Source organism: Amycolatopsis samaneae (genome assembly GCF_039541975.1).
In the GTDB taxonomy this organism is placed as follows: domain Bacteria; phylum Actinomycetota; class Actinomycetes; order Mycobacteriales; family Pseudonocardiaceae; genus Amycolatopsis; species Amycolatopsis samaneae.
Genome location: NZ_BAABHG010000002.1, coordinates 632,662 through 659,608 on the forward strand (window position 1 = coordinate 632,662; position 26,947 = coordinate 659,608).

The 26,947-nt window shown below is 71.2% G+C and carries 25 protein-coding genes and 1 pseudogene; 13 read left to right on the forward strand and 13 right to left on the reverse strand.

Going from position 1 to position 26,947, the window contains the following annotated elements; genetic code table 11:
- Positions 1-53: 53 nt before the first annotated feature.
- The 3 genes and pseudogenes from ABD987_RS06180 (at position 54) to ABD987_RS06190 (ending at position 2,878) form a co-directional block, all read left to right on the forward strand.
- The gene (locus ABD987_RS06180; protein ID WP_345387869.1) at positions 54-1,403 is read left to right on the forward strand and encodes an NsdA family TPR-like regulatory protein; all 1,350 of its coding nucleotides are present in this window, start codon (positions 54-56) and stop codon (positions 1,401-1,403) included.
- Between the two features lie 21 nt (positions 1,404-1,424).
- A pseudogene (locus tag ABD987_RS06185) lies at positions 1,425-2,534 on the forward strand (NsdA family TPR-like regulatory protein); the annotation flags it as partial.
- 71 nt (positions 2,535-2,605) lie between these two features.
- Complete coding sequence (locus tag ABD987_RS06190; protein WP_345387873.1) at positions 2,606-2,878, forward strand: hypothetical protein; 273 nt, start codon at positions 2,606-2,608, stop codon at positions 2,876-2,878.
- Here ABD987_RS06190 and ABD987_RS06195 read toward each other — a convergent pair.
- Positions 2,859-3,143 carry an antibiotic biosynthesis monooxygenase gene (locus ABD987_RS06195; protein WP_345387875.1) on the reverse strand — a complete coding sequence of 95 codons (285 nt, stop codon included), beginning with the start codon at positions 3,141-3,143 and terminating at the stop codon, positions 2,859-2,861. The two genes, ABD987_RS06190 and ABD987_RS06195, sit on opposite strands and share 20 nt — an antisense overlap.
- A gap of 126 nt (positions 3,144-3,269) precedes the next feature.
- Between ABD987_RS06195 and ABD987_RS06200 the strand changes: the two genes are divergently transcribed.
- A complete protein-coding gene (locus tag ABD987_RS06200; protein WP_345387877.1) occupies positions 3,270-3,821 on the forward strand; it encodes a TetR/AcrR family transcriptional regulator in 552 nt (183 codons plus the stop codon).
- An 86-nt stretch (positions 3,822-3,907) separates the two neighbouring features.
- Here the strand turns inward: ABD987_RS06200 and ABD987_RS06205 are convergent, their stop codons facing one another.
- From ABD987_RS06205 to ABD987_RS06220, 4 genes are read right to left on the reverse strand one after another with little or no spacing between them, the layout of a single operon-like run.
- The gene (locus ABD987_RS06205) at positions 3,908-4,519 is read right to left on the reverse strand and encodes a GTP-binding protein (RefSeq protein ID WP_345387879.1); all 612 of its coding nucleotides are present in this window, start codon (positions 4,517-4,519) and stop codon (positions 3,908-3,910) included.
- The gene (locus ABD987_RS06210) at positions 4,500-5,222 is read right to left on the reverse strand and encodes a DUF742 domain-containing protein (protein WP_345387881.1); all 723 of its coding nucleotides are present in this window, start codon (positions 5,220-5,222) and stop codon (positions 4,500-4,502) included. Before ABD987_RS06210 ends, ABD987_RS06205 begins: the two co-directional genes overlap by 20 nt.
- Before the next feature lie 7 nt (positions 5,223-5,229).
- Positions 5,230-5,682: a roadblock/LC7 domain-containing protein gene (locus ABD987_RS06215; RefSeq protein WP_345387883.1), complete on the reverse strand. Its 453-nt coding sequence runs from the start codon at positions 5,680-5,682 to the stop codon at positions 5,230-5,232.
- Positions 5,679-9,266 (reverse strand): sensor histidine kinase, encoded by a 3,588-nt coding sequence (locus tag ABD987_RS06220; protein WP_345387885.1) that lies wholly within the window; start codon positions 9,264-9,266, stop codon positions 5,679-5,681. The genes ABD987_RS06215 and ABD987_RS06220 overlap by 4 nt, the downstream gene beginning before the upstream one ends.
- Before the next feature lie 980 nt (positions 9,267-10,246).
- Here ABD987_RS06220 and ABD987_RS06225 point away from each other — a divergent pair.
- Both ABD987_RS06225 and ABD987_RS06230 read left to right on the forward strand, forming a co-directional pair.
- Positions 10,247-10,699: a DUF485 domain-containing protein gene (locus tag ABD987_RS06225; RefSeq protein WP_345387887.1), complete on the forward strand. Its 453-nt coding sequence runs from the start codon at positions 10,247-10,249 to the stop codon at positions 10,697-10,699.
- Positions 10,696-12,288: a solute symporter family protein gene (locus tag ABD987_RS06230; protein ID WP_345387889.1), complete on the forward strand. Its 1,593-nt coding sequence runs from the start codon at positions 10,696-10,698 to the stop codon at positions 12,286-12,288. The genes ABD987_RS06225 and ABD987_RS06230 overlap by 4 nt, the downstream gene beginning before the upstream one ends.
- On the opposite strand, the gene ABD987_RS06235 is transcribed toward ABD987_RS06230, so the two are convergent.
- Complete coding sequence (locus tag ABD987_RS06235) at positions 12,285-12,857, reverse strand: TetR/AcrR family transcriptional regulator (protein ID WP_345387891.1); 573 nt, start codon at positions 12,855-12,857, stop codon at positions 12,285-12,287. The genes ABD987_RS06230 and ABD987_RS06235 overlap by 4 nt on opposite strands.
- 139 nt (positions 12,858-12,996) lie before the next feature.
- Here ABD987_RS06235 and ABD987_RS06240 point away from each other — a divergent pair, with 139 nt between their 5' ends.
- Positions 12,997-14,436 carry an MFS transporter gene (locus ABD987_RS06240; protein ID WP_345387893.1) on the forward strand — a complete coding sequence of 480 codons (1,440 nt, stop codon included), beginning with the start codon at positions 12,997-12,999 and terminating at the stop codon, positions 14,434-14,436.
- A gap of 103 nt (positions 14,437-14,539) precedes the next feature.
- Here ABD987_RS06240 and ABD987_RS06245 read toward each other — a convergent pair whose 3' ends face one another.
- From ABD987_RS06245 to ABD987_RS06265, 5 genes are all read right to left on the reverse strand, one after another.
- Entirely contained in the window at positions 14,540-14,884 is a 345-nt protein-coding gene (locus tag ABD987_RS06245; RefSeq protein WP_345387895.1) for a DUF3817 domain-containing protein, read from the reverse strand.
- A 91-nt stretch (positions 14,885-14,975) separates the two neighbouring features.
- Positions 14,976-15,380: a hypothetical protein gene (locus ABD987_RS06250; protein WP_345387897.1), complete on the reverse strand. Its 405-nt coding sequence runs from the start codon at positions 15,378-15,380 to the stop codon at positions 14,976-14,978.
- A gap of 50 nt (positions 15,381-15,430) precedes the next feature.
- Positions 15,431-16,306 (reverse strand): lytic transglycosylase domain-containing protein, encoded by an 876-nt coding sequence (locus ABD987_RS06255; protein ID WP_378214053.1) that lies wholly within the window; start codon positions 16,304-16,306, stop codon positions 15,431-15,433.
- A 141-nt stretch (positions 16,307-16,447) separates the two neighbouring features.
- Entirely contained in the window at positions 16,448-16,933 is a 486-nt protein-coding gene (locus ABD987_RS06260) for a helix-turn-helix transcriptional regulator (protein ID WP_345387899.1), read from the reverse strand.
- Between the two features lie 361 nt (positions 16,934-17,294).
- Positions 17,295-17,462: a hypothetical protein gene (locus ABD987_RS06265; protein WP_345387901.1), complete on the reverse strand. Its 168-nt coding sequence runs from the start codon at positions 17,460-17,462 to the stop codon at positions 17,295-17,297.
- Positions 17,463-17,600: 138 nt separating this feature from the next.
- Here ABD987_RS06265 and ABD987_RS06270 point away from each other — a divergent pair, with 138 nt between their 5' ends.
- Entirely contained in the window at positions 17,601-18,374 is a 774-nt protein-coding gene (locus tag ABD987_RS06270; RefSeq protein WP_345387903.1) for a crotonase/enoyl-CoA hydratase family protein, read from the forward strand.
- Between the two features lie 60 nt (positions 18,375-18,434).
- Complete coding sequence (locus ABD987_RS06275; RefSeq protein WP_345387905.1) at positions 18,435-19,004, forward strand: GNAT family N-acetyltransferase; 570 nt, start codon at positions 18,435-18,437, stop codon at positions 19,002-19,004.
- On the opposite strand, the gene ABD987_RS06280 is transcribed toward ABD987_RS06275, so the two are convergent.
- Both ABD987_RS06280 and ABD987_RS06285 read right to left on the reverse strand, forming a co-directional pair.
- A complete protein-coding gene (locus tag ABD987_RS06280; protein WP_345387907.1) occupies positions 18,994-20,136 on the reverse strand; it encodes a CaiB/BaiF CoA transferase family protein in 1,143 nt (380 codons plus the stop codon). The genes ABD987_RS06275 and ABD987_RS06280 overlap by 11 nt on opposite strands.
- A 31-nt stretch (positions 20,137-20,167) precedes the next feature.
- Entirely contained in the window at positions 20,168-21,319 is a 1,152-nt protein-coding gene (locus tag ABD987_RS06285) for an acyl-CoA dehydrogenase family protein (RefSeq protein WP_345387909.1), read from the reverse strand.
- 116 nt (positions 21,320-21,435) lie between these two features.
- Here ABD987_RS06285 and ABD987_RS06290 point away from each other — a divergent pair, with 116 nt between their 5' ends.
- The 4 genes from ABD987_RS06290 (at position 21,436) to ABD987_RS06305 (ending at position 26,944) form a co-directional block, all read left to right on the forward strand.
- Entirely contained in the window at positions 21,436-22,065 is a 630-nt protein-coding gene (locus ABD987_RS06290; protein ID WP_345387911.1) for a TetR/AcrR family transcriptional regulator, read from the forward strand.
- A gap of 114 nt (positions 22,066-22,179) precedes the next feature.
- Positions 22,180-23,802, forward strand: coding sequence for a succinic semialdehyde dehydrogenase (locus ABD987_RS06295; RefSeq protein ID WP_345387913.1), 1,623 nt, complete (start codon positions 22,180-22,182; stop codon positions 23,800-23,802).
- A 4-nt stretch (positions 23,803-23,806) separates the two neighbouring features.
- The gene (locus tag ABD987_RS06300; RefSeq protein ID WP_345387915.1) at positions 23,807-24,649 is read left to right on the forward strand and encodes an ADP-ribosylglycohydrolase family protein; all 843 of its coding nucleotides are present in this window, start codon (positions 23,807-23,809) and stop codon (positions 24,647-24,649) included.
- 198 nt (positions 24,650-24,847) lie between these two features.
- Entirely contained in the window at positions 24,848-26,944 is a 2,097-nt protein-coding gene (locus ABD987_RS06305) for a hypothetical protein (protein ID WP_345387917.1), read from the forward strand.
- The last annotated feature ends 3 nt before the right edge of the window (positions 26,945-26,947 follow it).

Here is a 26,947-nt window from a genome sequence, read left to right on the forward strand (position 1 = left end):
GCAGTTGGTGTACCTACTGGAACGTCAAGTACACGAGCCGTAACGTTGTGTTCATGGGCAACGACCGGCTGCGGGCACTCCTGACCGAGGCGGGCTGGCGCCCGGAAGCGTTCGCCAAACGCATCGCCGCACGAGCACGCAAACTCGGCTTCCGGGTCACCGTCCACGAGAAGACGCCATACTCCTGGATCCGCGACGGCCGCTGTCCGCACGATCCCCTCCCACACCTGGCCTGCGACGTCCTCGCCGATCAGCTCGGCCGCGCCCTCACCCCGGCCGATCTCGGCTGGAAACCCAAGCCGGGCGGCCTGGTCCGGGCTGATGACGGGCTGGCTGATCTGTGGTTCCCTGAAGGGACGATCCTCGGCCTTGAGGAGGTGTCATCGGGCGTGCACCGGCGAGATTTCCTTGCGCTGACTGGTTCGGCGCTGACCGCGGTGGCGCTCCAGGCCATCGTGGCGGATATCCCACGGCTAAGCGCAGCCCTCGAAGGTGGTCGCAGAATTGACGAGCACATCGTCACGGATCTGGAACGGCTTGCCGACCTCCGCCGCCGCATGGACGACCAACTCGGTGGCGGTGCGCTGTATGAATCGGTCACGGCTGATCTCCGGCTCGTCACCCGGCTTCTCGCGAACAGCAGCTATCCCGAGGCGATGGGACGCCGACTGTACGGGGTGGCAGCCGAATTGGCACGGCTCGCGGGTTACGCATGCCATGACAACGGGCACGAAGGCACGGCCCAGCGATTCTGGATGGTCGCGCTCCGCGCGGCCCACCAGGCGCGCGACAGGCCGCTCGGCGCGAACATCTTGACCTTCATGGGCGTCCAGGCCCTGGGGATCTGCAATGCGCGAGAAGCCGTCACCGTGCTCGCCTCGGCTCAGCACGCGGGCGGCACGGGGATCGGGGCCACCCAGCGGGCGGCCATCGCGAGCCTGGCGGCGTGCGCACACGCCAAAGCAGCGGATTCCGCGTCCACCGTGAGGAGCATCGACGAGGCGTTCACTTGGCTCGACCAGTCGCGGCCGACGAACGATCCGGCCTGGATCTACTGGGCGGACAAGGCCGAGCTGTCCGGAAACGCGGGCTCGGCGTTACTCCATCTCGGTGAGAACTCGCAAGCTCTGCCTTATCTGCGAACAGCGACGGAAAGCCTTCAGCCCGGCAACTCCCGGGACCGCGTGTTGTGGATGTCCACGCTCGCTTCCGCGCAGCTACGCAGTGGCGACGCCGACCAATCCCTTGCCACCGCCCACGAAGCGATCGACATCACCGCCCGGCTCTCGTCGGACCGGATGCGGCACCTGCTCGGCGACTTCTGTCGTGAGGCCACCGGAACGCTCGGCAACCCGGCGGCCGCCGCGCTCGTGGATCACGCCCGCACCACCGTGAAACTCTGAGCACCCCGCCCGCACGCACCACAATGGAAAGGCCCTGTCCCGGCTGCTGACGGGCTGGCTGATCTGTGGTTCCCTGAAGGGACGATCCTCGGCCTTGAGGAGGTGTCATCGGGCGTGCACCGACGTGGTTTCCTCGCACTCACCGGTTCGGCGCTCACCGCGGTGGCGCTCCAGGCGATCGTTGCCGACACTCCCCGGCTGGCGGCCGTGGCGCGCGGCAGGCACGGTCTCGACGAACAGGTCGTCACCGACCTCGAACGGCTGGCCGAACTCCGCCGCGGCATGGACGACCAGCTCGGCGGCGGCGCCCTGCACGACGCGCTCACCAGCGATCTCCGGCTCGTGACCCAGCTGCTGTCGAACACCAGCTATCCGGAGGGGCTGGGCAACCGTCTCTACGCGGTCGCGGCGGAACTGGCCCGGCTGGCCGGGTGGTGCTGCCACGACGCCGGTGCACAGGGTGCCGCTCAGCGGCACTGGCTGGTGGCCCTTCGCGCCGCCGAACAAGCGCAGGACAGGGCACTCGGCGCGCACGTGTTGACGGTCATGGGTGTCCAGGCCGCAGCAGTCGGCAATCTACGAGAAAGCATCACGCTCTACAACTCCGCCAAGCACATCGCGGGCACTTCGCTCGGCGCCACCCAGCGAGCGGTCATCGCCGGCGTATCGGCCGGCGCCTACGCCCGCAGCGGCGACGCACGCGAAACCGCCGCGCAGGCCGACGAAACGTTCACGTATTTGGAGCAGTCACGACCGGAGAACGACCCGCCGTGGATCGTCTACTGGGGCACGAAAGCACAACTGTCCGGCGATGCGGGCGCGGCCTTCCTCCACCTAGGCGATCCGACGAAAGCCGTCCCCCATCTGCGAACCGCGGTGGACAACCTCCCGCCGTCCTGCGTGCGGGACCGCGCGCACCGGCGCATCCGGCTGGCCACGGCGCAGTTGCGGACCGGCGACGCCGACCACGCCCTCGCGACCGCGCACGAAGCCACTGATATCGCTTCACGGCTCAGCTCCGGCAAGGTCCGCGACATTCTCGGCGACTTCTGTCGTGAGGCCACCGGAACGCTCGGCAACCCGGCGGCCGCCGGGCTCGTGGATCACGCCCGCACCACCGTGAAACTCTGAGCACCCCGGCCGCACCGCACACACCATTGTGGACAGTTCACGCACCGGCTCGCGCGCGGTTGGCTGACGACATGACTCCAGAGCCGGACAGTTCCGACCTCGTGTACCGCATTCTGCGCCTCGTGAACAACAGGTACCTGCCCCGCACCACGAAGGCGGCCGTGCTGGAGTGGCTCGCGGCGGAGCTGGAACCCTTCGCCGTCGGCGAAGGGTTCCGTGAGCGCTATCTCCGTGAGCTGTGCGCACAGCTGCACCGGACGATCCGTTCCTACCGGCCGGCCGGAGCCGCTCCGCACGATCGGCCGCTCTCCTGTGCGGCAGCCCTTACCTGGATTCAAGGGTGAAGACCTGGCGCGGCCGGTGTTCCCGCTCATCGAAAACGACCAGCGGGGCGAGTTGCTCGCGGCTGTCGGCGAACGCCGCGTCGAGCGCGCCCTGCGACTCGAACTCCACGGTGGAGACGGCCGCGCCGTCCGCCGTGACCCACGAGCGGGCCGCGAGACATCCCGGTCGCGACCGCAGGATCTCGGCGACCTGACCCACCCGGGCGACGAACTCCTCGAAATACTCGGGACGCGGGTAGTGAACGCCCACGAATCCAATCGTCATGGTGACCTCTCCTCCTCGTGCCGCCGCTCGGCCGGAGCCTCCCAGCACTGTTATACGCAACCGTATAACAAGACTAGCCCAGTTATACGGTTGCGTATAGTGGGCGCGGAAGCGGAAGGAGACACCGTGGGCGCGAAACGCACCACGCGCGAGGCGTGGGTCGAGGAAGGCTTGCGAGCGCTCGCCTCGGGCGGTGTGGACGCCGTGCGGGTCGAGGCTCTCGCCAAGGCACTCGGGGTCACCAAGGGCGGTTTTTACGGCTGTTTCCCCGACCGGGCCGCGCTGCTGGAGACGATGCTGGACACCTGGGAACGTGAAGCCGTCGACGATGTCCTCGCTCAGGTCGAGCGTGAGAGCGAGAACGCGCGCGAGAAGGCCCGGCTGGCCGGTCCGCTCACCTTCTCCGGCGATCGGTTGCTGCCGATCGACCTGGCCGTCCGGGACTGGGCACGACGCGACGACGCGGTCGCGGCGCGCCTGCGACGTGTGGACAACCGGCGCATGGCACTTCTCCGCGAGGCCATCGGCTCCTTCTGCCCCGACCCCGAAGAGGTCGAGGCTCGCAGCCTGCTCGCCTTCTGCGCCGCCATCGGCAGCCATTTCCTCGCCGCCGACCACAACGGCCGCACCCGCGAGCAGGTCATCGCCCGAGCCGCGAGCCTGCTGCTCAACCCCTAGCCCGGCCGCGCCACGCACACGACGGTGGACGGGTCACGACGCGGCCGCGCCGGACGGTCCGGTTCCTGCCGACGGCAGGAACCGGATCAGCGAGCGTTGGCCGCCCGCAACGCGATCCACTGCCGCATCGCGTACTCGACGAGCGTGATCAACGTCTGCTTCGTCGACTCGCGGTCCCGCGCGTCGCACCGCACGATCGGGATGTTCGGGTCGATCGACAACGCCTCGCGCACGTCGTTGATGTCGTGCTCGAGGATCCCGTCGAACGTGTTGACCCCGACGATGTAGGGCAGCCCGCGGTCCTCGAAGAAGTCGATCGGGGCGAACGAGTCCGCCAGCCGTCGCGTGTCGGCGAGCACCACCGCGCCGATCGCGCCGCGGACCAGGTCGTCCCACATGAACCAGAACCGCTGCTGCCCCGGCGTGCCGAACAGGTAGAGGATCAGGTCCGCGTCCAGCGACACCCGGCCGAAGTCCATCGCCACGGTGGTCGTCGCCTTGTTCGGCGTCTTGTCGAGGTTGTCGATGCCCCGGCTCGCGTCGGTCATCATCGCCTCGGTCGTGAGCGGCACGATCTCCGACACCGAACCGACGAACGTCGTCTTGCCCGCACCGAAGCCGCCGGCCACCACGATCTTCGCCGAGGTCATAGTGGGAGGCGCGGTCTCCCGCGGTGCCTTATAGCCGACGGAGTCCACTCAAAACCCTTTCCATCAACACCAGATGTGCCTCGGCGCCGTCATTCCCGGTTATCGTCTTGTGCACCGTGACCAGCCCCGCGTCCGCCGCGTCACTGATCAGCACCCTGGCCACACCCAGTGGTACGCGCAGGGCCGCCACGATCTCGGCGACCGAGCGCGGGGTCCGGCACACTTCCATGATCGAGATGCTTTCGATCTGATCCGCGGCCACCTCGGGGAAGCCCCCCGACGCGGCGTAGTCCTTGGTGGAGATCAGCGTCTCCAGCTCCAGAGCATAGTTCGCCCGCGTCCGGCCACCGGTGAGAGCGTACGGCCGCACGATCGCCGTCTCCTCCGCCGGGTTCGGCGGGGGCGGCTGGTCCAGTACCGGTGGCAGGACGAACTCGCCGCTGGGCGGCCCCGGGTCGAACGGGCCACGCCGTCTCGGCCCGTCGGAGTCGGTACCGCTCGGGGGAGAGACTAGTGAGGTCACGCGGTCTCCTTGCTCGGCAGGCGGCTGCCTGATATCGCTCTCATCCGCGGCCGCGTGTGCTCCGGCGGCCGGGGGGTGCGGGGACTCCTTGTTCTTCTTGCGTTTCCGCCGGGCACGGCCCGAGTCCAGGGTGAAGCCGTTGAGGACGTCGGCGAACGTGCCGTCGTCCCCGTCACCGGGAGCGCCGCGCGCTGCCGGCTCTTCGCCGAATCCGGACCCCGTGCTCATCGCGGTATCATCCCACCGGTTCGCCGATCAGCGACCCGCCCGCGCCCTGGAGTTGTGCGCGAAGTTCCGGGGTGAGGATCTGGCCGACCCGGTCGACCAGCATCGTCATCTCGTAGGCCACCTGGCCGATGTCGCAGTTCGGCGCCGCGAGGATGGCCAGGCAGGAGCCGTCGCTGATCGACATCAGGATCATGATGCCGAGCTCCATCTCGACCACGGTCTCGTTGACCGCGCCCGCCTCGAAGCACCGCGCGGCGCCCTGGGTGAGGCTGACCAGGCCCGACGCCACCGCGGCGAGCTGGTCGGCACGGTCGAGCGGGAGCCGGTTGGAGGCGGTCAGCAGCAGGCCGTCCGCCGACACGACGACGGCGTGTGCCACGCCCGGTACCCGCTCGGCGAAGTCGTTGACGAGCCAGCCGAACTGGTTCTGCTGCGGCTGCCCGGTACTCGGCGAGGTCATTCACCCTCCAGTGTTTCGTGATTGCTTTCGGCCGCCCGTGCGGTGTGATGCCGTCCGCGCTGGATGCCCTGCTGGAAGCTGCTCAGGCGACCGCGCACGTCGTGTGCGTCGCGTTGCGGTCGGGGGTTGGACCCACCGGCGAGTGGTGCGACGCTACCCGGAAGCAGTTGCTCCCCGCGACGCCGCCGGGGCAATCCTGCCGAAGTGAACGCCGACGGCGTCGACCGGGACACCGATTGCGCGCTTCGCCAGCCCTCGTCCGATCCGAACGACCAGGCGGCCTCCGCGGTCCCGTCGGCCACTGCGGTGGCCGGGACGTCGGTCCGCGGCGGTTCGGCCCGCGGCGGGGCCGCCTCGGCGGCGGGTGCCTCGACGGGCGGCTGCGCGGCCGGTTCCGGCTGCTCCCCACCTGGTTCCGGCTGCTCCGCGGCCGGTGGGGCGGCGGCGGGGTCACCGGCCGGGGCGGCGGGCGGCGGCGTGGCAGGGCGACGCCGCGACGGCGGCACCGACGGCGCGGTGGCGGGCCTGCCCGCGGAGTCGGCGCCCGACGCGGCCTGCTGCGGCTGCTGAGACTGCTGTGGCCCGGCGGCCGGATCCGGCCGCTGCCCTGGCGTGGCAGGCGTTTCCGGTGTCGCGGCGGGTGCCTCCGGAGCGGCCTGCCGGACCTCCAGGCGGCCGCGGTGCACGCCCTGCTGGAAGCTGCTGAGCCTGCCCCGGACGTCGGCCGGATCGCGCACCGGCAGATCCGGTTTGGCGTCGGCGGCGGGGGCGGGCGGCTCCGGGACGGCGCTGCCGGGCAGCAGCCGCTCGCCACGACGGCGGCGCGGCAGGCCGGCCTGGGTGAACGACGGCGGCGTGGCCTGCGCCTGCGTCACCGCCTGCACGGTCCGCCAGTTCTCGTCGCTCGCGAAGTCCCAGCTGCGCCGTTCCTGCTCCGAAAGCTCCGCCTCGGCGCTCTTGTCCTTGTCGCCCTGGGGTTTCCCCGTGTCCTTCCGGGCGTCCTTCTCACTGTCCTTTTCGGACTTCGCCGCCGCGTCGGCGGTGGGCGCGGCAGCACTCTGCTCGCCGTCCGCGGCGGGCTTGGCCGGCTCGCGGAACCACGCGGAGAGCATCTCGTCGAAGATCGGCGTCGTCTCGGAAGACTTCGTCGCCTTGCTCGTCTTCGCGGTGTCCGGCGCCGGCGGCGCCGCGGTGGCGGCCTGCTGCCACCAGTCGGACAGCGCGGTCCCGTTGTTGGCGGAGAACAGGTCCTTCCCCGAAGGCAGCTCCGCGGGCTCGTCCGCGGCCTTCGGCTCCGGCGCGGGTTCCGGCTCGGGCTCCGGCCGCCGTGGCGGGGGCGCGACGGGCGGCGCGGGCGGGGGCGCGGTGAGGTCGTCGCCGGAGATCGGGCTGAACAGGTCGGTACCGGAGATCTCCAGATCCGAGGGCGGCCGTGCCGCCTCGCCCGGCGCGTGCCCGTTGGTCGTGTGCCCGGCGAGGTCGTTCGCCGAGGGCCAGCGGTTCTCCCCCGCCTGCGTCGGCAGGTGCACGGTGGTGCCGTTGACCGCGGGGAACCGCTGCGGCAGCCCGCCCGGATTCTGCGCGGGCTGGCGGGTGATCGGCCCGGTCACCGTGCTCGCGTCGAGAGCGGTGACCAGTTCGGCGGGGACGACCACGGTCGCTCGCACGCCGACGATGTCCTTGCCGCCGTGCAGCGAGACCCCGATCCGGTGCCTGCTGGCCAGCCGCCCGACCACGAACAGGCCCATCCGGCGCGAGGTCGCCAGGTCCACCGACGCGGCCTCGGTGAGCCGGGTGTTCGCCTCGGCGACCTCGGCGGCGTTCATGCCGATGCCCTTGTCGAGGATGTCGATGTGGAGCGAACCGTCCTCGCCGAGCCTGCTCGCCACGGTCACCTGCGTGGCCGGGGCGGAGAACGCGGTCGCGTTGTCCAGCAGCTCGGCCACCAGCCGCATCAGGTCGCTGGCCGCGTAGCCCACGATCGTCGCCGGGGGCGGCGGCTGCACGACCACGCGCTGGTACTGCTCGATCTCCGAGACCGCGGCGCGCAGCATGTCCTTGGTGCCGACCGGCCTGCCCGACCGGCGGCCCGGTTCGGCGCCGGAAAGCACCATCAGGTTCTCGTTGTTGCGCCGCATGCGGGTGGCGAGGTGGTCCAGCTGGAACAGCGTGGCGAGCTGGTCGGCGTCCTCCTCGTCCCGTTCGAGCTGTTCGATGAGCTGCAGCTGCCGCTGCACCAGGCTCTGGCTGCGGCGCGACAGGTTGACGAACACGCTGCCGTAGCCGGTGCGCATCGCGGCCTGCTCGGTGGCCAGCCGCAGCGCCTGGTGGTGCACCTTGTCGAAGGCGCGGGCCACCTCGCCGATCTCGTCGTCCACGGCGACCGGGACCGGCCGCACCTCGGTGCTCTGCGCCCGGCCCTCCTGGATGTTGCGGACGGCTTCGGGCAGCTGTGTCTCCGCGACGTCGAGCGCGCTGGTGCGCAGCACCTTCAGCGAGCGCAGCAGCTGACGGGTGATGAGGAAGACGACCGCGACGGCGAGCACGAGCGCGCCGAACAGCAGCACCGCGAGCAGTCCGGCGCCACTGCTGGAGTCCTCGACCAGCCCGGCCGACGCGCTGCCGACCTGATCGCCCATCCGCTTCGCGACCGCGCCGAGCTGTCCGAGCATCGCCGAGGAGCTGTCGTTCCATTCCGCGGCGGACAGCCGCCGCAGCGCCTGGTCGGCGGGCACCCCGCTGACCCCGCGCGCGGACTTGGCCAGCCGGTCCCGGGACTGGGCGGTGCCCGCCTGCACCGTCCGGTCGAAGTCCGCCCGCTGGGCGTCGGTGGCCGAGGCGCGGAACGCGGCGAGCCGGTCGGCCAGCCGCAGCTCGGCCGCGTTGAGCTGCTCGAGCGCGCTCGGCGGGAGACCGGCCCTGGCGATCCCGAACGCGACCAGCGCCTGGCTGGTCGAGAGCTGGTCGCCGGCGACGGTGAGCTCGTGCAGCGCGTTCGGGGTCCCGCCCAGCGCGTCGTCGGTGGACCCGGCCGCCAGCGCGGTGTCCAGGTCCATCAGCGCGCCGGTCATCGTGGAGTACTCGGCGATGGCCCGCATCGGCTCCAGCTGCCCGGCACCCACCTGCTGGCGTACCGCGCCGAGCCGGTCGAGTGCGCCCGCGGCCGCCTTCACCAGCCCGCCGACACCGGGCGCGGTCTCCGCGGCCCGCCCCGCCGCGGCGATGTACGGGCCGACCGCGCCGTCGACCTCCGCGCGGGCGGCGGCCAGTTCGGGGGTACCGCCCACGGTGCCCGCGGTCAGCGTCGCCGCGGTGACGGTGCGCTCGTGCTCCAGCCCGGTGGCCAGCGCGCGGACCCCGGAGCCCAGCGCGACCAGCCGGTCGATCCGCTGGTAGCCGCTCGACCGCCCGACCTGGCTCGCGATCGTGGTGACGCCGAGGACCAGCGCGATGAGGATGGGCACCACGGTGACGGCCGACAGCTTGACCGGCAGGCTCCAGTCCCGCCAGCGCACCAGCGCCTGCCAGGCCGCCGCCCAGCGCGAGCGCTGTGGCGGGCGGCCGAGCAGCTTGCCAACAGGCACTTGGCCTTCTCCTGCAACGGTCACGTAAGTGACTCCCTGTCCGGCGTCGTGGAGCCGCGGCGACGGCGCCCGGTGCTTGCGGCGCGGTCCCCGGCCTTGCGGAGTGCCGCGCGATCATCCCGTGCCGAGCACTGTAGGCACCGGTGGCACACGACGCGGCTCTCCCTCCCGGGCCGCCGCCCGGCTCGCTGCACGTGCACTGCGCAACTTGCGTACTGCACGGTCGTGGAGATCAACTTTTCGGTGCCTATCGATCGCTGCGGTCAGCTGGGCCAAAGAATCGTACACCAATGAGGACCTGGTCAATTCCACTCAACATCGGGGTGCTGACCAGGGAAAATGCGTTCACCACCCGGTGACTCGCGCGATCATTCCGCTCCGCCGGGGGACAAACGGGTAATTCCGGTTACCGGACGCGTCGGGTTGCGACGGCCGGACGTCACCCACTTAGCCCACAAAGGGTAGTCAGCTCCCTCATAGGGCGTACTGAGCGTACCCCCATCGGGTGGGTCAAGGGATGAGATGTGCCCAATGTTGTGGCCTTGCGCCCCAACGCCACCCGACCCGGTGATTTCCCACTGGATCTTCCGCTGGGCCTGGGGATCTTCACCGGAGCATCACTCCCGGGACCGGCCACGCGGGCCCGGGAGGGTGAACCGGCTACCAACGGTCACCGGAGGGCACGGGTCCCACCAGCCACTACTCCGTTCGCCGCACCACGCGGAACTGCCCGCGACACGACGTGACAACTGCACTCACTATTCCGAGTGATCTGACCGTGATCGTGCGGTCAACGGCGTTTACCGTTATTTTCCGTACGGGAAATCGAATACCCATCGTGTCCCGTCGCGAACCCCAGGTGCCTATTCCCGGTCACCGGGGCCATGGCTACCATGCGAGCTTCGAAGTCCGGCCGGGCGAGTGGACCCACTCGGCGAGCGAGCCAGCCCCGCGGCGGACGCAAGTTGCCGGAGGCACCCATGCACAACGTCGCGCGTCCCGACGCGACGAGCAGCGCCCTCGAGGAGACCGGCCGGATTCCGGTCCTGTTCGCGGGCGAGCTGCCCAGTTCCGAAAACCCCGACCGGGCCCGCACCCGCTCGGCGCGGCCCGCCGGGCCGGGGAGGCCGGACTACGACCGGATCCAGCACAGCCAGGAGTTCGGCTCCCTGCGCAGGCGGTTCCGCTGGTTCGTCTTCCCGCTGAGCGTGGCCTTCTTCGTCTGGTATCTCACCTACGTCCTGCTCGCGGCGTACGCGCACGACTTCATGAGCGCCAAGGTGTTCGGCCAGGTCAACGTCGGCATGGTGCTGGGCATCGGCCAGTTCGTCAGCACCGCGCTGATCACCTGGCTGTACCTGCGTTTCGCCCGGCGACGGCTCGACCCGATGGTCGCCGACATCCGCGAGCGCGCGGAGGTGGGGCCCCGATGACGCACACCCTCGCCGCGGGACTCCCCGACAACAACCCGGTCCTCAACACCCTGGTGTTCGCGCTGTTCGTCGCGATCACGCTGTTCGTGGTGTACCGCGCGAGCACGCGCAACTCCTCGACGTCGGACTACTACGCGGCCGGGAGCACGTTCACCGGGCGGCAGAACGGGATCGCGCTGTCCGGCGACTTCCTGTCCGCGGCCTCGTTCCTCGGTATCGCCGGCGCGATCGCGATCCACGGCTACGACGGCTTCCTCTACTCCATCGGCTTCCTCGTCGCCTGGCTGGTCGACCTCCTGCTGATCGCCGAACTGCTGCGCAACACCGGCCGCTTCACCATGGGCGACGTGCTCAGCTTCCGGATGAAACAGCGCCCGGTCCGCGCCGCGGCCGCGACCTCGACGCTGGTCATCTCGTTCTTCTACATGCTCGCGCAGATGGCGGGCGCCGGTGGCCTGGTGGCGCTGCTGCTGAACATCCACGGCAAACTGGGCCAGGCGCTGGTGATCGGCGTCGTCGGCCTGGTCATGGTGCTGTACGTGCTGGTCGGCGGGATGAAGGGCACCACGTGGGTGCAGATCATCAAGGCGACCATCCTGCTGCTGGCCGGCGCGCTGATCACCGTGTTCCTGTTCGGCAAGTTCGGGTTCAGCTTCTCCAACCTGCTCTCGGCCGCCGCGGAGAAGAGCCCGCTCGGGGACAAGCTGCTCGAACCGGGCGGTTCCTACGGCAAGGACGGCACCACCAAGCTCGACTTCGTCTCGCTGGCGCTCGCGCTGGTGCTCGGCGCCGCCGCGCTGCCGCACGTGCTGATGCGCTTCTACACCGTGCCGAACTCGCGGGAGGCCCGCCGCTCGGTGGTCTGGGCGACCGCCTGCATGTTCGTGTTCTACCTGTGCACGCTGGTGATCGGCTTCGGCGCGGCCGCCCTGGTCGGCACGGACGAGATCAAGGCCGCGCCCGGCGGCGAGAACTCCGCCGCTCCCCTGCTCGCGCTGCACGTCGGCGGGACACTGCTGCTCGGCGTCATCTCGGCGGTCGCGTTCGCGACGATCCTCGCCGTGGTCGCCGGGCTGACGATCACCGCGTCCGCCTCCTTCGCCCACGACGTCTACGCCAACATCTTCAAGCACGGCAAGGCGGAACCCGCCGACGAGGTCCGCGTCGCCCGGCTCACCGCGGTCGTGGTCGGCGTGCTGGCGATCGTCGGCGGTGTGCTCGCCAACGGCCAGAACATCGCGTTCCTGGTCGCGCTCGCCTTCGCCGTCGCCGCCTCGGCGAACCTGTCGACGCTGCTGTACTCGCTGTTCTGGAAGCGCTTCAACACCACGGGCACGCTGTGGGGCATCTACGGCGGGCTCGCCGCGTGCCTGGTGCTGGTGTTCTTCTCCCCCGTGGTGTCCGGCGACACGGATTCGATCATCAAGGGCGTGGACTTCCACTGGTTCCCGCTGAAGAACCCCGGCCTGGTGTCGATCCCGTTCTCGTTCCTCTGCGGCTTCGTCGGCACCCTGCTCGGCCGTTCGAAGGCCGACCCCGCCAAGCACGCCGAGATGGAGGTCCGGTCCCTGACCGGGATCGGCTCCTAACCCCGCTCCACCCGGAGGCCGTCGAGCACGACACCGAGCATGCGCTCGACGTCCTCCGGTGCGGCGTACTGGCTGACCGAGCCGACCCCGTGACACAGCCGGAGCACGTCGGTGCCCGTGACGTCCGCCCGGATCAGCCCGGCCTCCTGCGCGGCCGACACCAGCGCTCCCGAAGCCGTCTGGGTGCGGGTGCGGCAGAGCGCGAACGTCTCCGACTCGTGGTCGAGCGCGGCCTTGAGCGCGACGGTCAGTCCCCGTCGCTCGGCGTAGTAGCGCACCTGGTTCCGCATCCACGCCTCGAGCGCCTCGCCCGGCGGTAGCTCGGCGAGCAGGTCGAACGCGTGCTGCGCCAGCGTCTCGACCTCGTCGCGGTAGACCGCCTCGAACAGCTTCTCCCTGGTCGGGAAGTGCCGGTACAGCGTGCCCGCGCCCACGCACGCCCGCTTCGCGATGTCGTCCAGCGGGACGTCGGTGCCCTCCTCGGTGAAGGCCTCCCTCGCCGTCGCGATGATGCGCTCGTAGTTCCGCCGCGCGTCCGCGCGCATCGGACGGGCCGCGTCGGCGGTCATCCGGCACCTCCTCGTCGACGAACCGGAGAGATTCTCCGAATTCACTTGCTTAACCGGAGAGCTTCTCCATATTATCACTCCGCACACCAAGCGGAGAAGTTCTCCGGTTACCTCTCGTTCTCGCACTGGGGAGTATTCCTTGACCGAGCACACCCTCACCACCGAGCCCGCGGCCGGGCGGCCCGCCCGCGCGCCGGTGCGCAGCGGGCTCGCACTGGCGATCATCCTGATCTGCCAGCTCATGCTCATCCTCGACGCGACGGTCATGAACGTGGCCATCCCCCGGATCCAGGCGGACCTGGGCTTCAGCCCCACCGGGGTGTCCTGGGTGATGACCTCCTACAGCCTGGTCTTCGGCGGGCTGCTGCTGCTCGGCGGCCGCGCGGGCGACCTGTTCGGCAGGCGCCGCATGTTCGTCGTCGGCACCGCCGTGTTCACCCTCGCCTCGCTCGCGGGCGGGCTGGCCGGTTCGGCGGAGCTGCTCATCGCGGCCCGCGTCGCGCAGGGCATCGGCGCCGCGATGGCGGGCCCGAGCACCCTCGCGCTGATCACCACGACCTTCACCGAGGCCAAGGCCAGGATGCGCGCGCTGTCGTTGTTCTCCGCCATGGCCAGCGGCGGTTTCGCCATCGGCCTGCTCCTCGGCGGTCTGCTCACCGAGTGGATCTCCTGGCGCTCGGCGCTGTTCATCAACGTGCCGTTCGGGCTGGCGATCGTCCTGCTCGCACCGCGGTTCGTGCCCGACCCGCCGCGACGGCGGGCGCACCTCGACCTGCCCGGCGCGATCGCCGGGACGCTCGGGGTCAGCGGGCTCGTGTTCGCCTTCACCCGCGGCGGTTCCGCCGGCTGGGGCGACCCGGTCACCCTGGCCTCGCTGGGCACGGGCGCGGTGCTGCTGGCCGGGTTCCTGGTACTGCAGGCCCGCGGCAGCCAGCCGCTGATCCCGTTGCGGCTGTTCGCCGAACGCAACCGGGCCGCGGCCTACGCGAACTTCTTCCTCGGCCCGATGGCGATGATGTCGATGTTCTTCTTCCTCACCCAGTTCCTGCAGGACATCCAGCACTTCGCCGCGTTGCAGACCGGGTTCGCGTTCCTGCCGATGGCCGCGATGGTGTTCGCGCTGAGCCGGTCGATTCCCCGCCTGCTGCCCCGTTTCGGGCCGAAGCCCCTCGCCGTCACCGGCACCGTGCTGATGATCGCCGGCGCGGGCTGGCTCACCCAGCTCACCCCGAGCAGCGGCTACTTCGAAACGCTGTTCGGGCCGATGATCCTCATGGGCGTCGGCGTCGGGCTGGCGTTCTCCCCGATGAACGTGCTCGTCATGGCCAGCGTGCCGACCGAGGACGCGGGCGCCGCGGGCGGCGTGCTGCAGACCATGCAGCAGGTCGGCGCGGCGCTGGGACTGAGCATCCTGATGACGGTGTCCGGCTCGGTCACCCGCTCGGCGGCAGGCTCCGGAGTGCGCGGGCCGCAGCTCATGGTGGACGGGATGACCGCGGCGTTCCTCGGCGCGAGCCTGCTGGCCGGGCTGAGCTTCCTGGTGGCGCTCACCTTCCGCCGCCACCACACGACCGCCTGATCCGGGGCCAAGCGCCCCAATGTGGCATTGGGTGCGTTGGACGCAGCGAATGTGGCGTTCGGTGCGTTGGACGCACCGAACGCCACATTGGGGCGCACGACCGTCAGAGCTTCTGGCCCGCCTGGACGCGATGGGTGACGCGGCGCTCGACCAGGAACGAAACGAACGGGACGCAGCCTGCGAGCAACACCAGCACGGTGCCCTTGATGGAGAACCGGGCCTTGATCGCCAGGTCGATCGTGAGCACCAGGTAGATCATGTACAGCACGCCGTGGATCGGCGAGTAGACCGCGGACGGCCCCGGGGTGTCGAAGGCGTACCGCAGGACCATCACGAAGCACAGCCCGAGCAGGCCGACGCCGGTGACATAGGCGGAAACCCGGAACCGGGTCAGCGGGCCGGTCAGCGAAGGCGCGCCGGGCCGGGCGGCGTCGGTGCTGGTACTCATGCGATCGCCTCGCTCCGCGAGACAGTGTCCAATCCCTTTCGGCGCATGATGTCCATGATTCGCTCGCAAGCATCGCTCATGCGGGTCGTCCTCACTCTGGCCTGCTGGTCTCCTGGTCACGAGCGTGCAGCTCGCGCAGGTATCGGTTGTAGGCGGCCAGCTCGTCGTCCTCCTCGGCCACCGCGGGCGCGGCACGGCGCGGGGCCGGGACCTCCACGCGCGGCGCGGGTTCGGGGGCCCGCTCGGCCGCGGGCTTCTCCTCCGCGGCACGCTGCCGCAGCTGGCGGATCCGCCAGAACATGAACGCCGGGAACAGCCCGAACAGCGGCCACTGCAGGACGTAGCCGAGGTTCTGGAACGTCCCGTTCGCCGAGGTGAAGCGGTCCCACTGCCACCAGGCGAGACCGCAGGCACCGGCCAAGCTCACCAGGCAGACGCCGACGATCAGGAGACGGCGCCCGATGCTGGATCCCGCCGGGGCTGAACGTGCTGGCACGGCCTCGACGCTAGCACTGGGAACCTGAGAGCCGGCGGCTCGGTCCGGCCTCAGGCCCTGCCCTTGACCGCCTGCGCCGCCTTCGCGTACCCGTCGGCGAGCCCGAAGACCTTCTGCGCGTACTCGGTCGAGTTGTTGTAGGACAGGATCCCGGCCCACCAGCCCGACGGGCTCGCCATGTCCCGGCCGCCCGCGCACAGGTAGCGGGCCGCGGAGAGCGCGGCGTCGTCGATCTGCTGCGGATCGCCCATCCCGTCGCCGTTGCCGTCCGAAGCCCACTTCCGCCAGGTGCTGGGGATGAACTGCATCGGGCCCATCGCGTGCGCGGGGCTGTCACCCTCGTTGATCGCCTCGACGCCGGGCGACCCGTCGAGCGGGACGCCGACGATCGGCTTCGACGGCAGCCCGTTCTCCTGGAGCACCGCCCCGCCGTACTGGCCGTGGTTGGACTCGATCCGGCCGATGCCGGCGAGCGTGGCCCACGAGATCTTGCAGGCGGGCTGGTTCGCGCGCAGCGCCAGCTCGGCGTTGCCGTAGGCACGCAGTGCCCGCGCCGGGATCCCGGTCGCCCCGGCCACCTGGTTCGCCCAGGTGGCGAGCGGGTTCTTGTCCGCGGGCTTCGGCTGTTCGGCCCGCTGCGGCGCGGTCGGCTGCTCGCCGCCCGCGACGACGGCGCTGACCGGCACCACCGAGCCCGGTTGCACGTCCGCGGCCTTGACCTGCAGGGCCGGGATGTCCGTGGTGGTCGGGCTCGCCACCGGCGCGGACGCCTTGGTGACCAGCCACACCCCACCGGCCGCGACCGCGGCCACCGCCACCACCACCGCGAGCCTGCCCAGCACGGCGGCGCCCCGTTTCGGCCGCACCGGTGCCGGGGCGTCCGGGGAGGTGACTTCGGCGTCCTCGGTTTCTCCGGTGATGCGCACGGAACTCCGGTCCTCCAGGCGTGACGGTCTCGGTCGGCTTGGCTATCAGCACAGTTAACGAGCCCGCGCAGGTTAGCGTTACGCGGGCCGTCCCGAGCATTTCGGCACGCCGGGTTCACCCGGTGAAACGGGGAACGGTCTTCAGGCGGTCTTCTGCTGACGGGCCAGGCGGGCCACGCACCAGGCGGGCGCGCTGCCCCGGCGCAGGTGCTGGAGCACCGTCATCGGGCCCAGCCTGCGGGCGAGGTCGGACGGCGCGAGACCGGCCGCCCGGTAGTCGAGCGCGCGCTGGTCGAGCGGGCTGATCCCGGCGTCCCACCACTGCTCGGCCTCGGCGACCCCGCCGACCATCTGCCACCAGCTCGCGGCGGCGACGAGCAGTTCCTCGGGGACCTCCGGCAGCCTGCGGCGCATCGCGTCGAGGTAGCCGGGGTCCGCGGCCTCGACCGGCGCCCAGCGGGCCGGTCCGGACCGCTCGCGCTGGCCGGGAATCCCCGGCGCCGCGGGCCGCGGGGCTTCGGCGAGCCACGCGGACGCGATCCGGTGGACCTCACGTTCCTCGGCGCTCTGCTCGCGCTCGGCGGCCCACTGCTGGATCAACGCGTCCACTCCGGGATCTCCGGTCATCCCTGCCTCCTCATTGGTCCCCGACTGGGCGAGCCCCGACGCTCGCCACCCCGCACGCTGTGCGGCACCACGTAGAACTGCACCAACGACCGACAATCCGCGTGCCCGGCGCGGAATCCCGGGGAGCGGGGAACCGGCCGATCACGCAATGTGAGGACCGTAGGGCCGGAGCGGTGTTCTCCGCCATACCTCAGCTGCTACGAATTCGTTGACCTGGGGTTTCCGGGGGCCAATCCACCCGGATGGTCGAGTGCCACTAGCAGGATCCGGAAATGGTCACGGTCCGTAATCCACCCGATCAGGGACGCTCAGTAACCGGCGGCGGGACAACGGCCCGCCGCCGGTCACGCAGAGCGCGGATTTACTGGAACAGGCTCCGGAAGAACGTCACGATCGCTTCGGCGCCGTTCTTGAGCCAGCCGAGCGCGGTGTGGACGACGCCCGCGGACTGGTTCGGCTGGGTGATCAGGAAGAACAGCACGAGCAGGACCACCGCGATGACGAGGACCTTCTTCAGACCGCTGGACATCTCTCCCCCTTCGTCCGCCGCGACGCCGCCCCGGCAGCCACTGCGTCACCTGGAACCCCGCGAGCACCGCGAGGCGTGGTCCCTACTCTAGGAGTCCGGAGCCGCGAAAACACCCGAACACCACCCACAGGAGCAGCGATGGCGGAAAACGTCCTGGTCGAGCGCGCGGACTCGGTGACGACCATCACGATCAACCGTCCGGCGGCCCGCAACGCCGTCGACGGACCGACCGCCGCCGCGCTCGCCGACGCCTTCCGCGCGTTCGACGCCGACGACGAGGCCTCGGTCGCCGTGCTGACCGGGGCGGGCGGCGCGTTCTGCGCGGGCGCGGACCTCAAGGCCGTGGGCACCGAGCGGATGAACCGCACCGCGCCCGGTGGGGACGGCCCGATGGGCCCCACCCGGATGACACTGGGCAAACCGGTCATCGCCGCGGTGCACGGCCACGCCGTCGCGGGCGGGCTCGAACTCGCGCTGTGGTGCGATCTGCGCGTCGCGGACACCACCGCGGTGTTCGGGGTGTTCTGCCGCCGCTGGGGCGTTCCGCTGATCGACGGCGGCACCGTGCGGCTGCCCCGGCTGATCGGGCAGTCGCGCGCGATGGACCTGATCCTCACCGGCAGGCCCGTCGAGGCCGACGAGGCGCTCGCCATCGGCCTGGCGAACCGCGTGGTGCCCGCCGGGGAAGCGGTTTCCGCGGCCACGGAACTGGCCCGGCGGCTCGCCGCGTTCCCGCAGACCTGTCTGCGGGGTGACCGCCGTTCGGTGTACACCCAGCCGGGACTGTCCGAACAGGACGCGCTGCGTGCCGAGTTCGCCGGGGCGATGGGCGCCGGTGTGCTGGCCGAGGAGGCGGCCGAGGGCGCGGCGCGCTTCGCCGGGGGCGCCGGGCGCCACGGCGGCTTCGACTGAACCGCCGGGACGCGCCCGGGGCGGCACGACGTCCGGCGTTCGCCCGGCTACGCTCCGCCCATGGACGAAGCCGACGGCGACGCAGCCGACAGAGTGGCACTGCGCCCGGTCACCGAAGAGGATCTCGGCCTGCTGGAGGCGCTGACCAACGATCCCGAGGCGACCGGCGAGTTCCAGTGGTACGGCTGGCACGACCCCGGATATCTGCGCCGCCGCTGGCGCGAGACCGGCATGCTGGACCCCGACGGCGGCATGCTCATCGCGACGCTCGGCGCGCGCCCGCTCGGGCTGGTCTCCTGGTACCGCAGCCGCACGAGCCCGATCTCGTACTGCTGGAAGATCGGGCTGGTGCTGGCGCCCGAGGCGCGCGGACACGGCTACGGCGTCGAGGCGCAGCGCCTGCTCGTGCGTTACCTGTTCGCGCACACCCAACTCAACCGCGTCGAGGCCACCACCGAGGTCGGCAACCGCGCCGAGCAGCGCGCGCTGGAGAAGGCCGGGTTCACCCGCGAAGGCGTCCTGCGCGGTTACGGCTTCCGCGCCGGGAAATGGCATGACAACGTCGTCTACTCCGTCGTCCGCGACGAGCTCGCGGACGACGGAGCGGACCAGCCGCGAGTCAGGCGATAACGCCCGCTTCCCGCAGTTTCGCGATCTCCTCGTCGCCGACACCCAGTTCGCCCAGGACGTCCAGGGTGTCGGATCCCTTGTCGCGCGGGGCTTCCGGCGTGCCGGCCGGGGTCCGGTCGAAGCGCGGCGCCGGCGCGGGCTGCACGAGGCCACCGACGTCGACGAAGGTTCCCCGTGCCGCGTTGTGCGGGTGCGCCGCGGCCTCACCGGGGGACAGCACCGGCGTCAGGCACGCGTCGGTGCCCTCGGCCCTGGCGCAGAGCTCGTCGCGCGTGTGCTTGCCGATCGCCCCGGCGACGATCTCCCGCAGCTTCGGCCACTGCGACTTGTCGACGTGCAGCGGCAGTTCCTCCGGGTCGAGGCCGAGCACCTTGACCAGATCGCCCCAGAACCGCATCTCGATCGCGCCGACCGCGACGTACTTGCCGTCGGCGGTCTCGTAGGTGTCGTAGAACGGGGCGCCGCCGTCGAGCATGTTGTCCCCGCGCTCCCCCGGCCACACACCCGAGGCGCGCATCCCGTGCAGGCTCGTGGTGAGCAGCGCGGCACCGTCCACCATGGAGGCGTCGACGACCTGCCCCTTGCCCGAGGACGTCCGCTCGTACAGCGCGGCAAGCACGCCCATGGCCAGCAGCAGCCCGCCGCCGCCGAAGTCGCCGACCAGGTTGAGCGGCGGCACCGGCCGCTCGCCCGCCCGGCCGATCGGTTCCAGCGCGCCCGCGATGCCGATGTAGTTGATGTCGTGTCCGGCGGCCGTGGCCAGTGGCCCGTCCTGGCCCCAGCCGGTCATCCGGCCGTAGACCAGGCGCGGGTTGCGGGCGTGCACGGCCTCCGGGCCGAGGCCGATCCGTTCGGCCACGCCCGGGCGGAACCCCTCGATCAGCACGTCGGCGGTGTCGGTGAGCTTGAGGACGAGCTCGACGCCTTCGGGGGTCTTCGTGTTGATCCCGACCGACCGGCGGCTACGGGCCAGCGGATCGTTCGCGAAGGTGAGCACGTCCGCGCCCGGGGTGGCGCGGTCGACACGGACGACCTCGGCGCCGAGGTCGGCGAGGATCATCGTGGCGAACGGCCCCGGCGCGAGCCCGGCGAGCTCGACGACCTTCAGCCCGCTCAGCGGACCAGCCTTCATGGGTGTGTCCTTTCGTTGCGGCACAAGCGATTCAGAGCGTACGGGAAATGATCTCCTTCATGATCTCGCTGGTGCCACCGAAGATCCGCGAGATCCGCACGTCGGCCCATGCCCGCGCGATCGGGTACTCGGTCATGTAGCCGTAGCCGCCGAACAGCTGGACGCAGTCGTCGACCACCTTGTTGACGCGTTCGGTGGTCCACAGCTTCGCCATCGCCGCGCCCTGCACGTCCAGCTCGCCCTTGAGATGCCGCTCGACGCACTGGTCGAGGAACGCCCGCGCCACCGCGGCCTCGGTGGCGGCCTCGGCGAGGGTGAACTTGGTGTTCTGGAAGGAGAAGATGGGCCTGCCGAACGCCGTGCGCTCCTTGGTGTAGTCCAGCGTGAGGTCGATCGCGGCCTCCATCCCGGCGACCGCGGTGACGGCGATGATCAGCCGTTCCTGCGGCAGCTGCTGCATCAGCTGGATGAAGCCCTGGCCCTCCTGCTCGCCGAGCAGGTTGGCGGCGGGCACCCGGACGTCGTCGAAGAACAGCTCGGCGGTGTCCTGGCCCTTGAGCCCGACCTTGTCCAGCACGCGGCCGCGGCGGAAGCCGGGGGTGTCGGTTTCGACCGCGATCAGCGACACGCCCTGCGCGCCCGCGTCCGGGTCGGTCTTGCACGCGACCACCACCAGATCGGCGTGATAGCCGTTGGTGATGAAGGTCTTGGCGCCGTTGATGACGTAGTGGTCGCCGTCGCGGACCGCGCGGGTCTTGATGCCCTGCAGGTCCGAGCCGGTGCCGGGTTCGGTCATCGCGACGGCGCCGACCAGCTCGCCGCTGGCGAACTTCGGCAGCCACTCCCGCTTCTTCTCCTCGGTGGCGTATTCGAGGAGGTAGTGCGCGACAATTCCATTGTGGACGGTGACGCCCCACGCGCTGTCCCCGGCACGGGCCTGCTCCTCGTACAGCACCGCCTCGTGCGCGAAGGTCCCGCCCCCGCCGCCGTACTCCTCCGGGATGGACAGCGCCAGCAGGCCGACCTCGCCCGCCTTGGTCCACACTTCGCGGTCGAGCCGCTGTTCCTTGGCCCAGCGCTCCTGGTGCGGCACCAGTTCCTTCTGCATGAACGTCCGGGACAGTTCCCGCAGGTCTTCGAGCTCGGTGGTGCTCCACGAACTCTTCCGGATCTGCAACGGCACGGCGACGCCTCCTGAACACGAGCGGTACTGGAAAACATGACGCTTGGCAGGTAAGTTCTGCCTGGAATGTACATCCGTGCCGGACTGAACGTAAAGTGCCAAAGCGAGGGATCCCGGTGACCCAGGTAACACGGCCGCCCACGGCGAAGGCCCACCGCACCCAGGCCGAACGGCGCGAGCAGACCCGCACCGCGCTGCTCGACGCGACGATCGACTGCCTGGTCGAACTCGGGTACGCGCGGACCACCGTGCAGGAGGTCTGCGCCCGCGCCGGGGTGTCCAAGGGCGCGGTGCAGCACCACTTCGCCACCAAGGCCGAACTCATGGCGACCGCGGTGGAACACCTGACGACGAGGCTGCGCGAGCAGCTGGCGTCTTCGCTCGCCGGGCTCCCCGGCGGCGGGCACGGCGTCGCCGCGGCGATCGACCTGCTCTGGAAGGGCTACTCGGGCACGTTGTCCACCGCGGTCACCGAACTGTGGGTGGCGGCGCGGACCGATGCCGAGCTGCGCGCGGCGATCCGGCCGGTGGACCGGGCGCTCGGCCGCGCCACCCTGGAGCACGTCACCGAGGTCGCGGGCGAGCTGCCACCGGAGCGCGCCCAGCTGTTGTTCTGGCTGACGGTGAACCTGACCAGGGGACTGGCGCTGGACGCCGAACTCGGCGGCGATCCGAAACGCCGCCGTCAGCTGCTCGACGAGTGGAAGCGGATCGCCACGATGCTCTACGAGGACGCCACCCAGTAACGTGAATCTTATTCATGTCTCGCCATGGCTCGTACCGCCGGTATGGTTTACTCGCGGGTAACACCTGTGCGGCGCCGGCGTGCCCGGTCGCCGTCTCGGCGAACGGGAGCGGCCATGACCAGCACGACACCGGCGAACGTGGGCCACGACGGCATCGACCCCGTCCACACCGGAACGGTCGGGGACCTGCCCTCCGGGCCTTCGGCGGCCCGCGCGGCCCGACTCGTCGCCCGGGTGACCGGCGGCGCCGACAGCGCGCCGATCCGGATGCCCGCCCCCTTCACCGGGAAACCGATCGCGACGCTGCCGCAGGCGGACGACGCCGAGGTCCGCGCGGCCTTCGCCACCGCCCGCGCGGCACAGCGCGACTGGGCCGAGCGCCCGGTGCGGGAACGCCAGCGGGTCCTCGTCCGGCTGCACGACCTGGTGCTGCGGCGTCAGCGCGAGGCGCTCGACCTGGTCCAGATCGAGGCGGGCAAGGCCCGCCTCGACGCGTTCGACGAGGTGAGCGCGGCCGCGCTGGTCGCCGCGTACTACGGGAAGCACAGCGCCCGGATCCTCGCGCCGCGGCGCGCCGCAGGTGTCATCCCCGGCCTCACGAAGACCGGCGAAGTCCGGCACCCCAAGGGCGTCGTCGGGATCATCTCGCCGTGGAACTACCCTCTCGCACTGACCGCGATGGACGTCTTCCCCGCCCTCGCCGCCGGGAACACCGTGGTGCAGAAGCCGGACAACCAGACCGCGCTGTCCGCGCTGTGGCTGCACGAACTCGCGGCCGAGGCGGGACTGCCGGAGGGCGTGTGGCAGATCGTGCTGGGCCGCGGCTCCCGGATCGGCACCGCGCTGGTCGAGGAGTCGGACTACCTGTGCTTCACCGGGTCCACGCCCACGGGCAAGGAACTGGCCGGACAGGTGGCGAAGCGGCTGACGAGCTACTCGCTCGAACTCGGCGGCAAGAACCCGATGATCGTGCTGCCCGACGCCGACGTCGCCAAGGCCGCGGCGGGCGCGGTGACCGCGTGCTTCTCCTCGGCGGGTCAGCTGTGCGTGTCGGTGGAACGGATCTACGTGCACGAGGACATCCGCGAGGAGTTCACCCGCGCTTTCGTCGCGAAGACGGCCGCGCTGCGGCTCGGCGGCGCGCTGGACTTCCACGCGCAGATGGGATCCCTGACCTCCGAGGCCCAGTTGCGGACGGTGTCCGCGCACGTCGAAGACGCCCGGTCGAAGGGCGCGCGGGTGCTCACCGGCGGCCGGGCCCGGCCGGAGCTGGGGCCGCTGTTCTACGAGCCGACCGTCCTTTCCGGAGTGACGCCGGGGATGACGCCGTTCGCCGAAGAGACGTTCGGGCCGGTCGTGTCGGTCTACGGCTACACCGACGTCACCGAGGCGATCGAGGCCGCCAACGACACCCCGTTCGGGCTCAACGCGAGCGTCTGGTCGCGCAACGGGCGCGCGGGCTGGGAGGTCGCGGCGCGGCTGAAGGCCGGGACGGTCAACGTGAACGAGGGCTACGCGGCGACCTTCGGCAGCGTCGGCGTGCCGATGGGCGGGATGAAGGAGTCCGGCGTCGGACGGCGCAACGGCGCGGAGGGCCTGCTGAAGTACACCGAATCCCAGTCGATCGCGGTGCAGCGCGGCCTCGCGCTGCGGCCGGGGCGCGGCGTGCCCGGCGGGCTGTGGGCCCGCGGCCTGACCGCCGGGCTCAAGGCGTTGCGGCACCTGCCGTGGCGGTGACGCGGTGCTGATCGAACTCGCTGTCGGCGACGCCTACGGCGCGGGCTTCGAGTACGCGGACCCCGAGTTCGTCAAGGCGCACAACACTTTGGGCGGCTACGTCCAGCACCCCCACCATCGGGGTGTGCTGCCCGGCCGGTACACCGACGACACGCAGATGACGCTCGCGATCGCCGAACAGCTGGTGTCCGGCGAGCCCTGGACCGGCCGGGCGCTGGCCGAACGGTTCGTCCGCGGTTACCACCGCGACCCGCGCGACGGCTACGCCGGACGTTTCCACCAGCTGCTCAGCGATGTCGGCGACGGCGCCGAGCTGCTGGCCAGGATCCGGCCGGACAGCGACAAGAGCGGTGCCGCGATGCGGGCCGCGCCGCTCGGGCTGCTGCCCACGGTGCCGGAGGTGCTGCGGCACACCGAAATCCAGGCCCGCATCACGCACGACACCCCGGCCGGGGTCGGGGCCGCGCAGGCGGCGGCGCTGGCCGTGCACTACTGCCACTTCGGCCTCGGCCCGGTTTCCTCGGTGGGACAGTGGATCGCGCGCGTCCTCCCCGACGGCGGCTGGGACCGGCCGTGGCAGGGCAAGGTCGGGCCGAAGGGCTGGATGAGCGTCCGCGCGGCGCTCACCGCGCTCGCGGGCCACGACAGTCTCAGCGCGATGCTGCGCGCGTGCGTCGCCTACACCGGCGACGTCGACACCGTGGCCACGATCGCGCTGGCGGCCGCCTCCCGTGCCCCGTCGATCACGCAGGACCTGCCCGCCGTCCTGCTCGATGGTCTCGAAACCGGCCCCTACGGCCAGTCCTACCTCCGCGACCTCGACACCCGCCTCCTCGCCCTGTCCTGACCCCGGCCACCGAGGGACGCCCTGAGTGCGTTGAGCGCGACAAGGGCGTCCCTCGGTGCGTCGAGCGCACCGAAGGCGTCCCTCGGGCACCCCGCCACCGGCTTCCCGGCGCCCGAGAAAGTCCTCTGTCGTTCTCCGGTTCCATCGAGCGCGGGCAACGGCGACGGTTTTGTCGGTGACCCTCGCTAGCCTGGCGCGGTGATCGACCATCGCGCCGAAGCCGAACGCATCCTGACCGGCCCACCAGGCAAGATCGCGTTCCGCGCGCTGTGCGCCGTCCTCGGCCGCGCGGGCAGCCCGCCGGATCTCGTCGCGTGGTGCGGCGAGCGGCTCGCCGCGTGGCCCGGCGCGGTGCGCGAAGCGCCGTGGTCCTGGCTCGCCGCACTGGAAGCCGGGCACGAGCGGCCCGGCTGGCCGCTCGTGCGGTCCCTGGCGCTCCGCACGACGCACCTCGGCGTCCGCGATCTCCCGCCGCCGGACCCGCGCACCCACCCCGTGCCGCGCACCGTGACGCACCTCGATCTCGGCGCGTTCGCGGGCGAGCGGCTCGCGGCACTGACCGAAACCCTGCGGTACTGGGAAAACCTGCGCTCGGTCCGGGTCAGCCACCTCACCGAGCTGGACACCGAGCTGATCGCGCGGCTCGCCACCCTGCCCGAACTGGCCCGGCTCGACTCGCTGGTCCTGGTGAACGCCGGGGAAGACCTGTTCCACTTCCAGAAGCCGCCGTTCCGCCCGCCCGCCGGGCCGCCGTGGCGGCTGCGGCACGTCGGGCTGCGGGCGCCCGATCTGGTCCACCTGCTGCGTTCCGGCCTCGTGCCGGAGCTGCGGTCGGCCGAGGTCCTGATCAGCGACACCGGGGAGGCGCGCGAGCTCGCCGCCTGCGCGGAGCTGGCCCGGCTCCACCACCTGGCGATCGGGTTCCGCTGTGGCTGGAACAAAAGCCAGCCGCTGGGACAGCTGTACTTCGGCAACGTCATCGAGCAGGACGACGAAGCGTGCGAGGAGTTCTTCACGCACGCCGACCTCACCGGCCTGCGCGGCCTCACCGTGCGCGGCGTCGCCATGCTGGGCAGCCGGGAGGGGCTCGGTGCCCGGGGCGTCGCCGCCATCGTCGCCGGCGGGGTGCCGCGACAGCTGACCGAGCTGACCCTCGACCTGCTGCCGATCGGCGACGAGACCATCGCCGGCGTCGTCGGGGCGCTCGACCCTCAGCGCGTCGAGAAGCTGACCCTCACCGACCTCGTCGCCACCGACCGGACGGCCGGGGCCTTCGCCGCCGCCGGGGCCTTTCCCCGCCTGCGCCACCTCGACCTGAGCCGCAACCTCCTCGGCGAGCGCGGCGCGCGGCGGCTGGCGGACGAGGTCCGGCTGCCCGCGCTGGAACACCTCGACCTGAGTGGCCACGCCCATGGCTCGCCCTACTACGCGAGCGCCGACGTCCAGCCGATCGGCGACCCCGGCGCCGCGGCCTGGGCCGCCTCGCCCAACGCCACCCGGCTGACCCACCTGAACCTCGCGGCCACCGGGCTCGGCACCGACGGCCTCACCGCGCTGCTGGGCTCCGAGCGGTTGCGGCGGCTCGGCACGCTCGACCTGTCGCACAATCCTCTCGGCCGCTGGCCCGCGACGGTGCGGCACGCCCCGGTCTGGCGCACGCTGCACACCCTGGATCTCGCCGAATGCGGCCTCGGCGACGAGGACGCCGCAACCCTCACCGCGACCGATTCCCCTTATCTCCGAAGCGTTTCCTTGGCCTACAACGCCATCGGCACACCGGGTGCGCGGGCGCTCGCCGCGTGGCCGGTGCTGCCGTGGCTGTGGGAGCTGAACCTGCACGACAACGTCATCGGCGACGAGGGCCTCACCGCGCTCGCCACGTCCCGGGCCGCGGGGCGCCTGCTCGAACTCGACCTCGAACAGGACTGCTGGAACGCGAGAGCGCGGTTTCAGCGCCCATTGCCTGCCGCGATCGCCGACGAAGCGGCGTTTCCCAGCCTCGACGCGATGTTCCTCGGTGTCGTCGACGAGTACCACGGTGCCCGGTACTCGGCCGGATTCCCCGCCCCGCTGCGGGAGGAACTCGTCTCGGCTGCCACCACCCACCCGGCGCTGGTCGCGTTTCTCACCCACCTCGAGATGAACGAGCTCGAAGACTCCGAAGCCTCGGCGGCGAACGACCACGACTTCCGTCCCCGGCGGGCCGCCCGGCACGCCGAGTCCGCCGAGCGGGCCCGGAATTTCGCGGACCGACTCGGCACCGAGAACGCCGGAGGGCCATCACGGGATTCCTGAAGC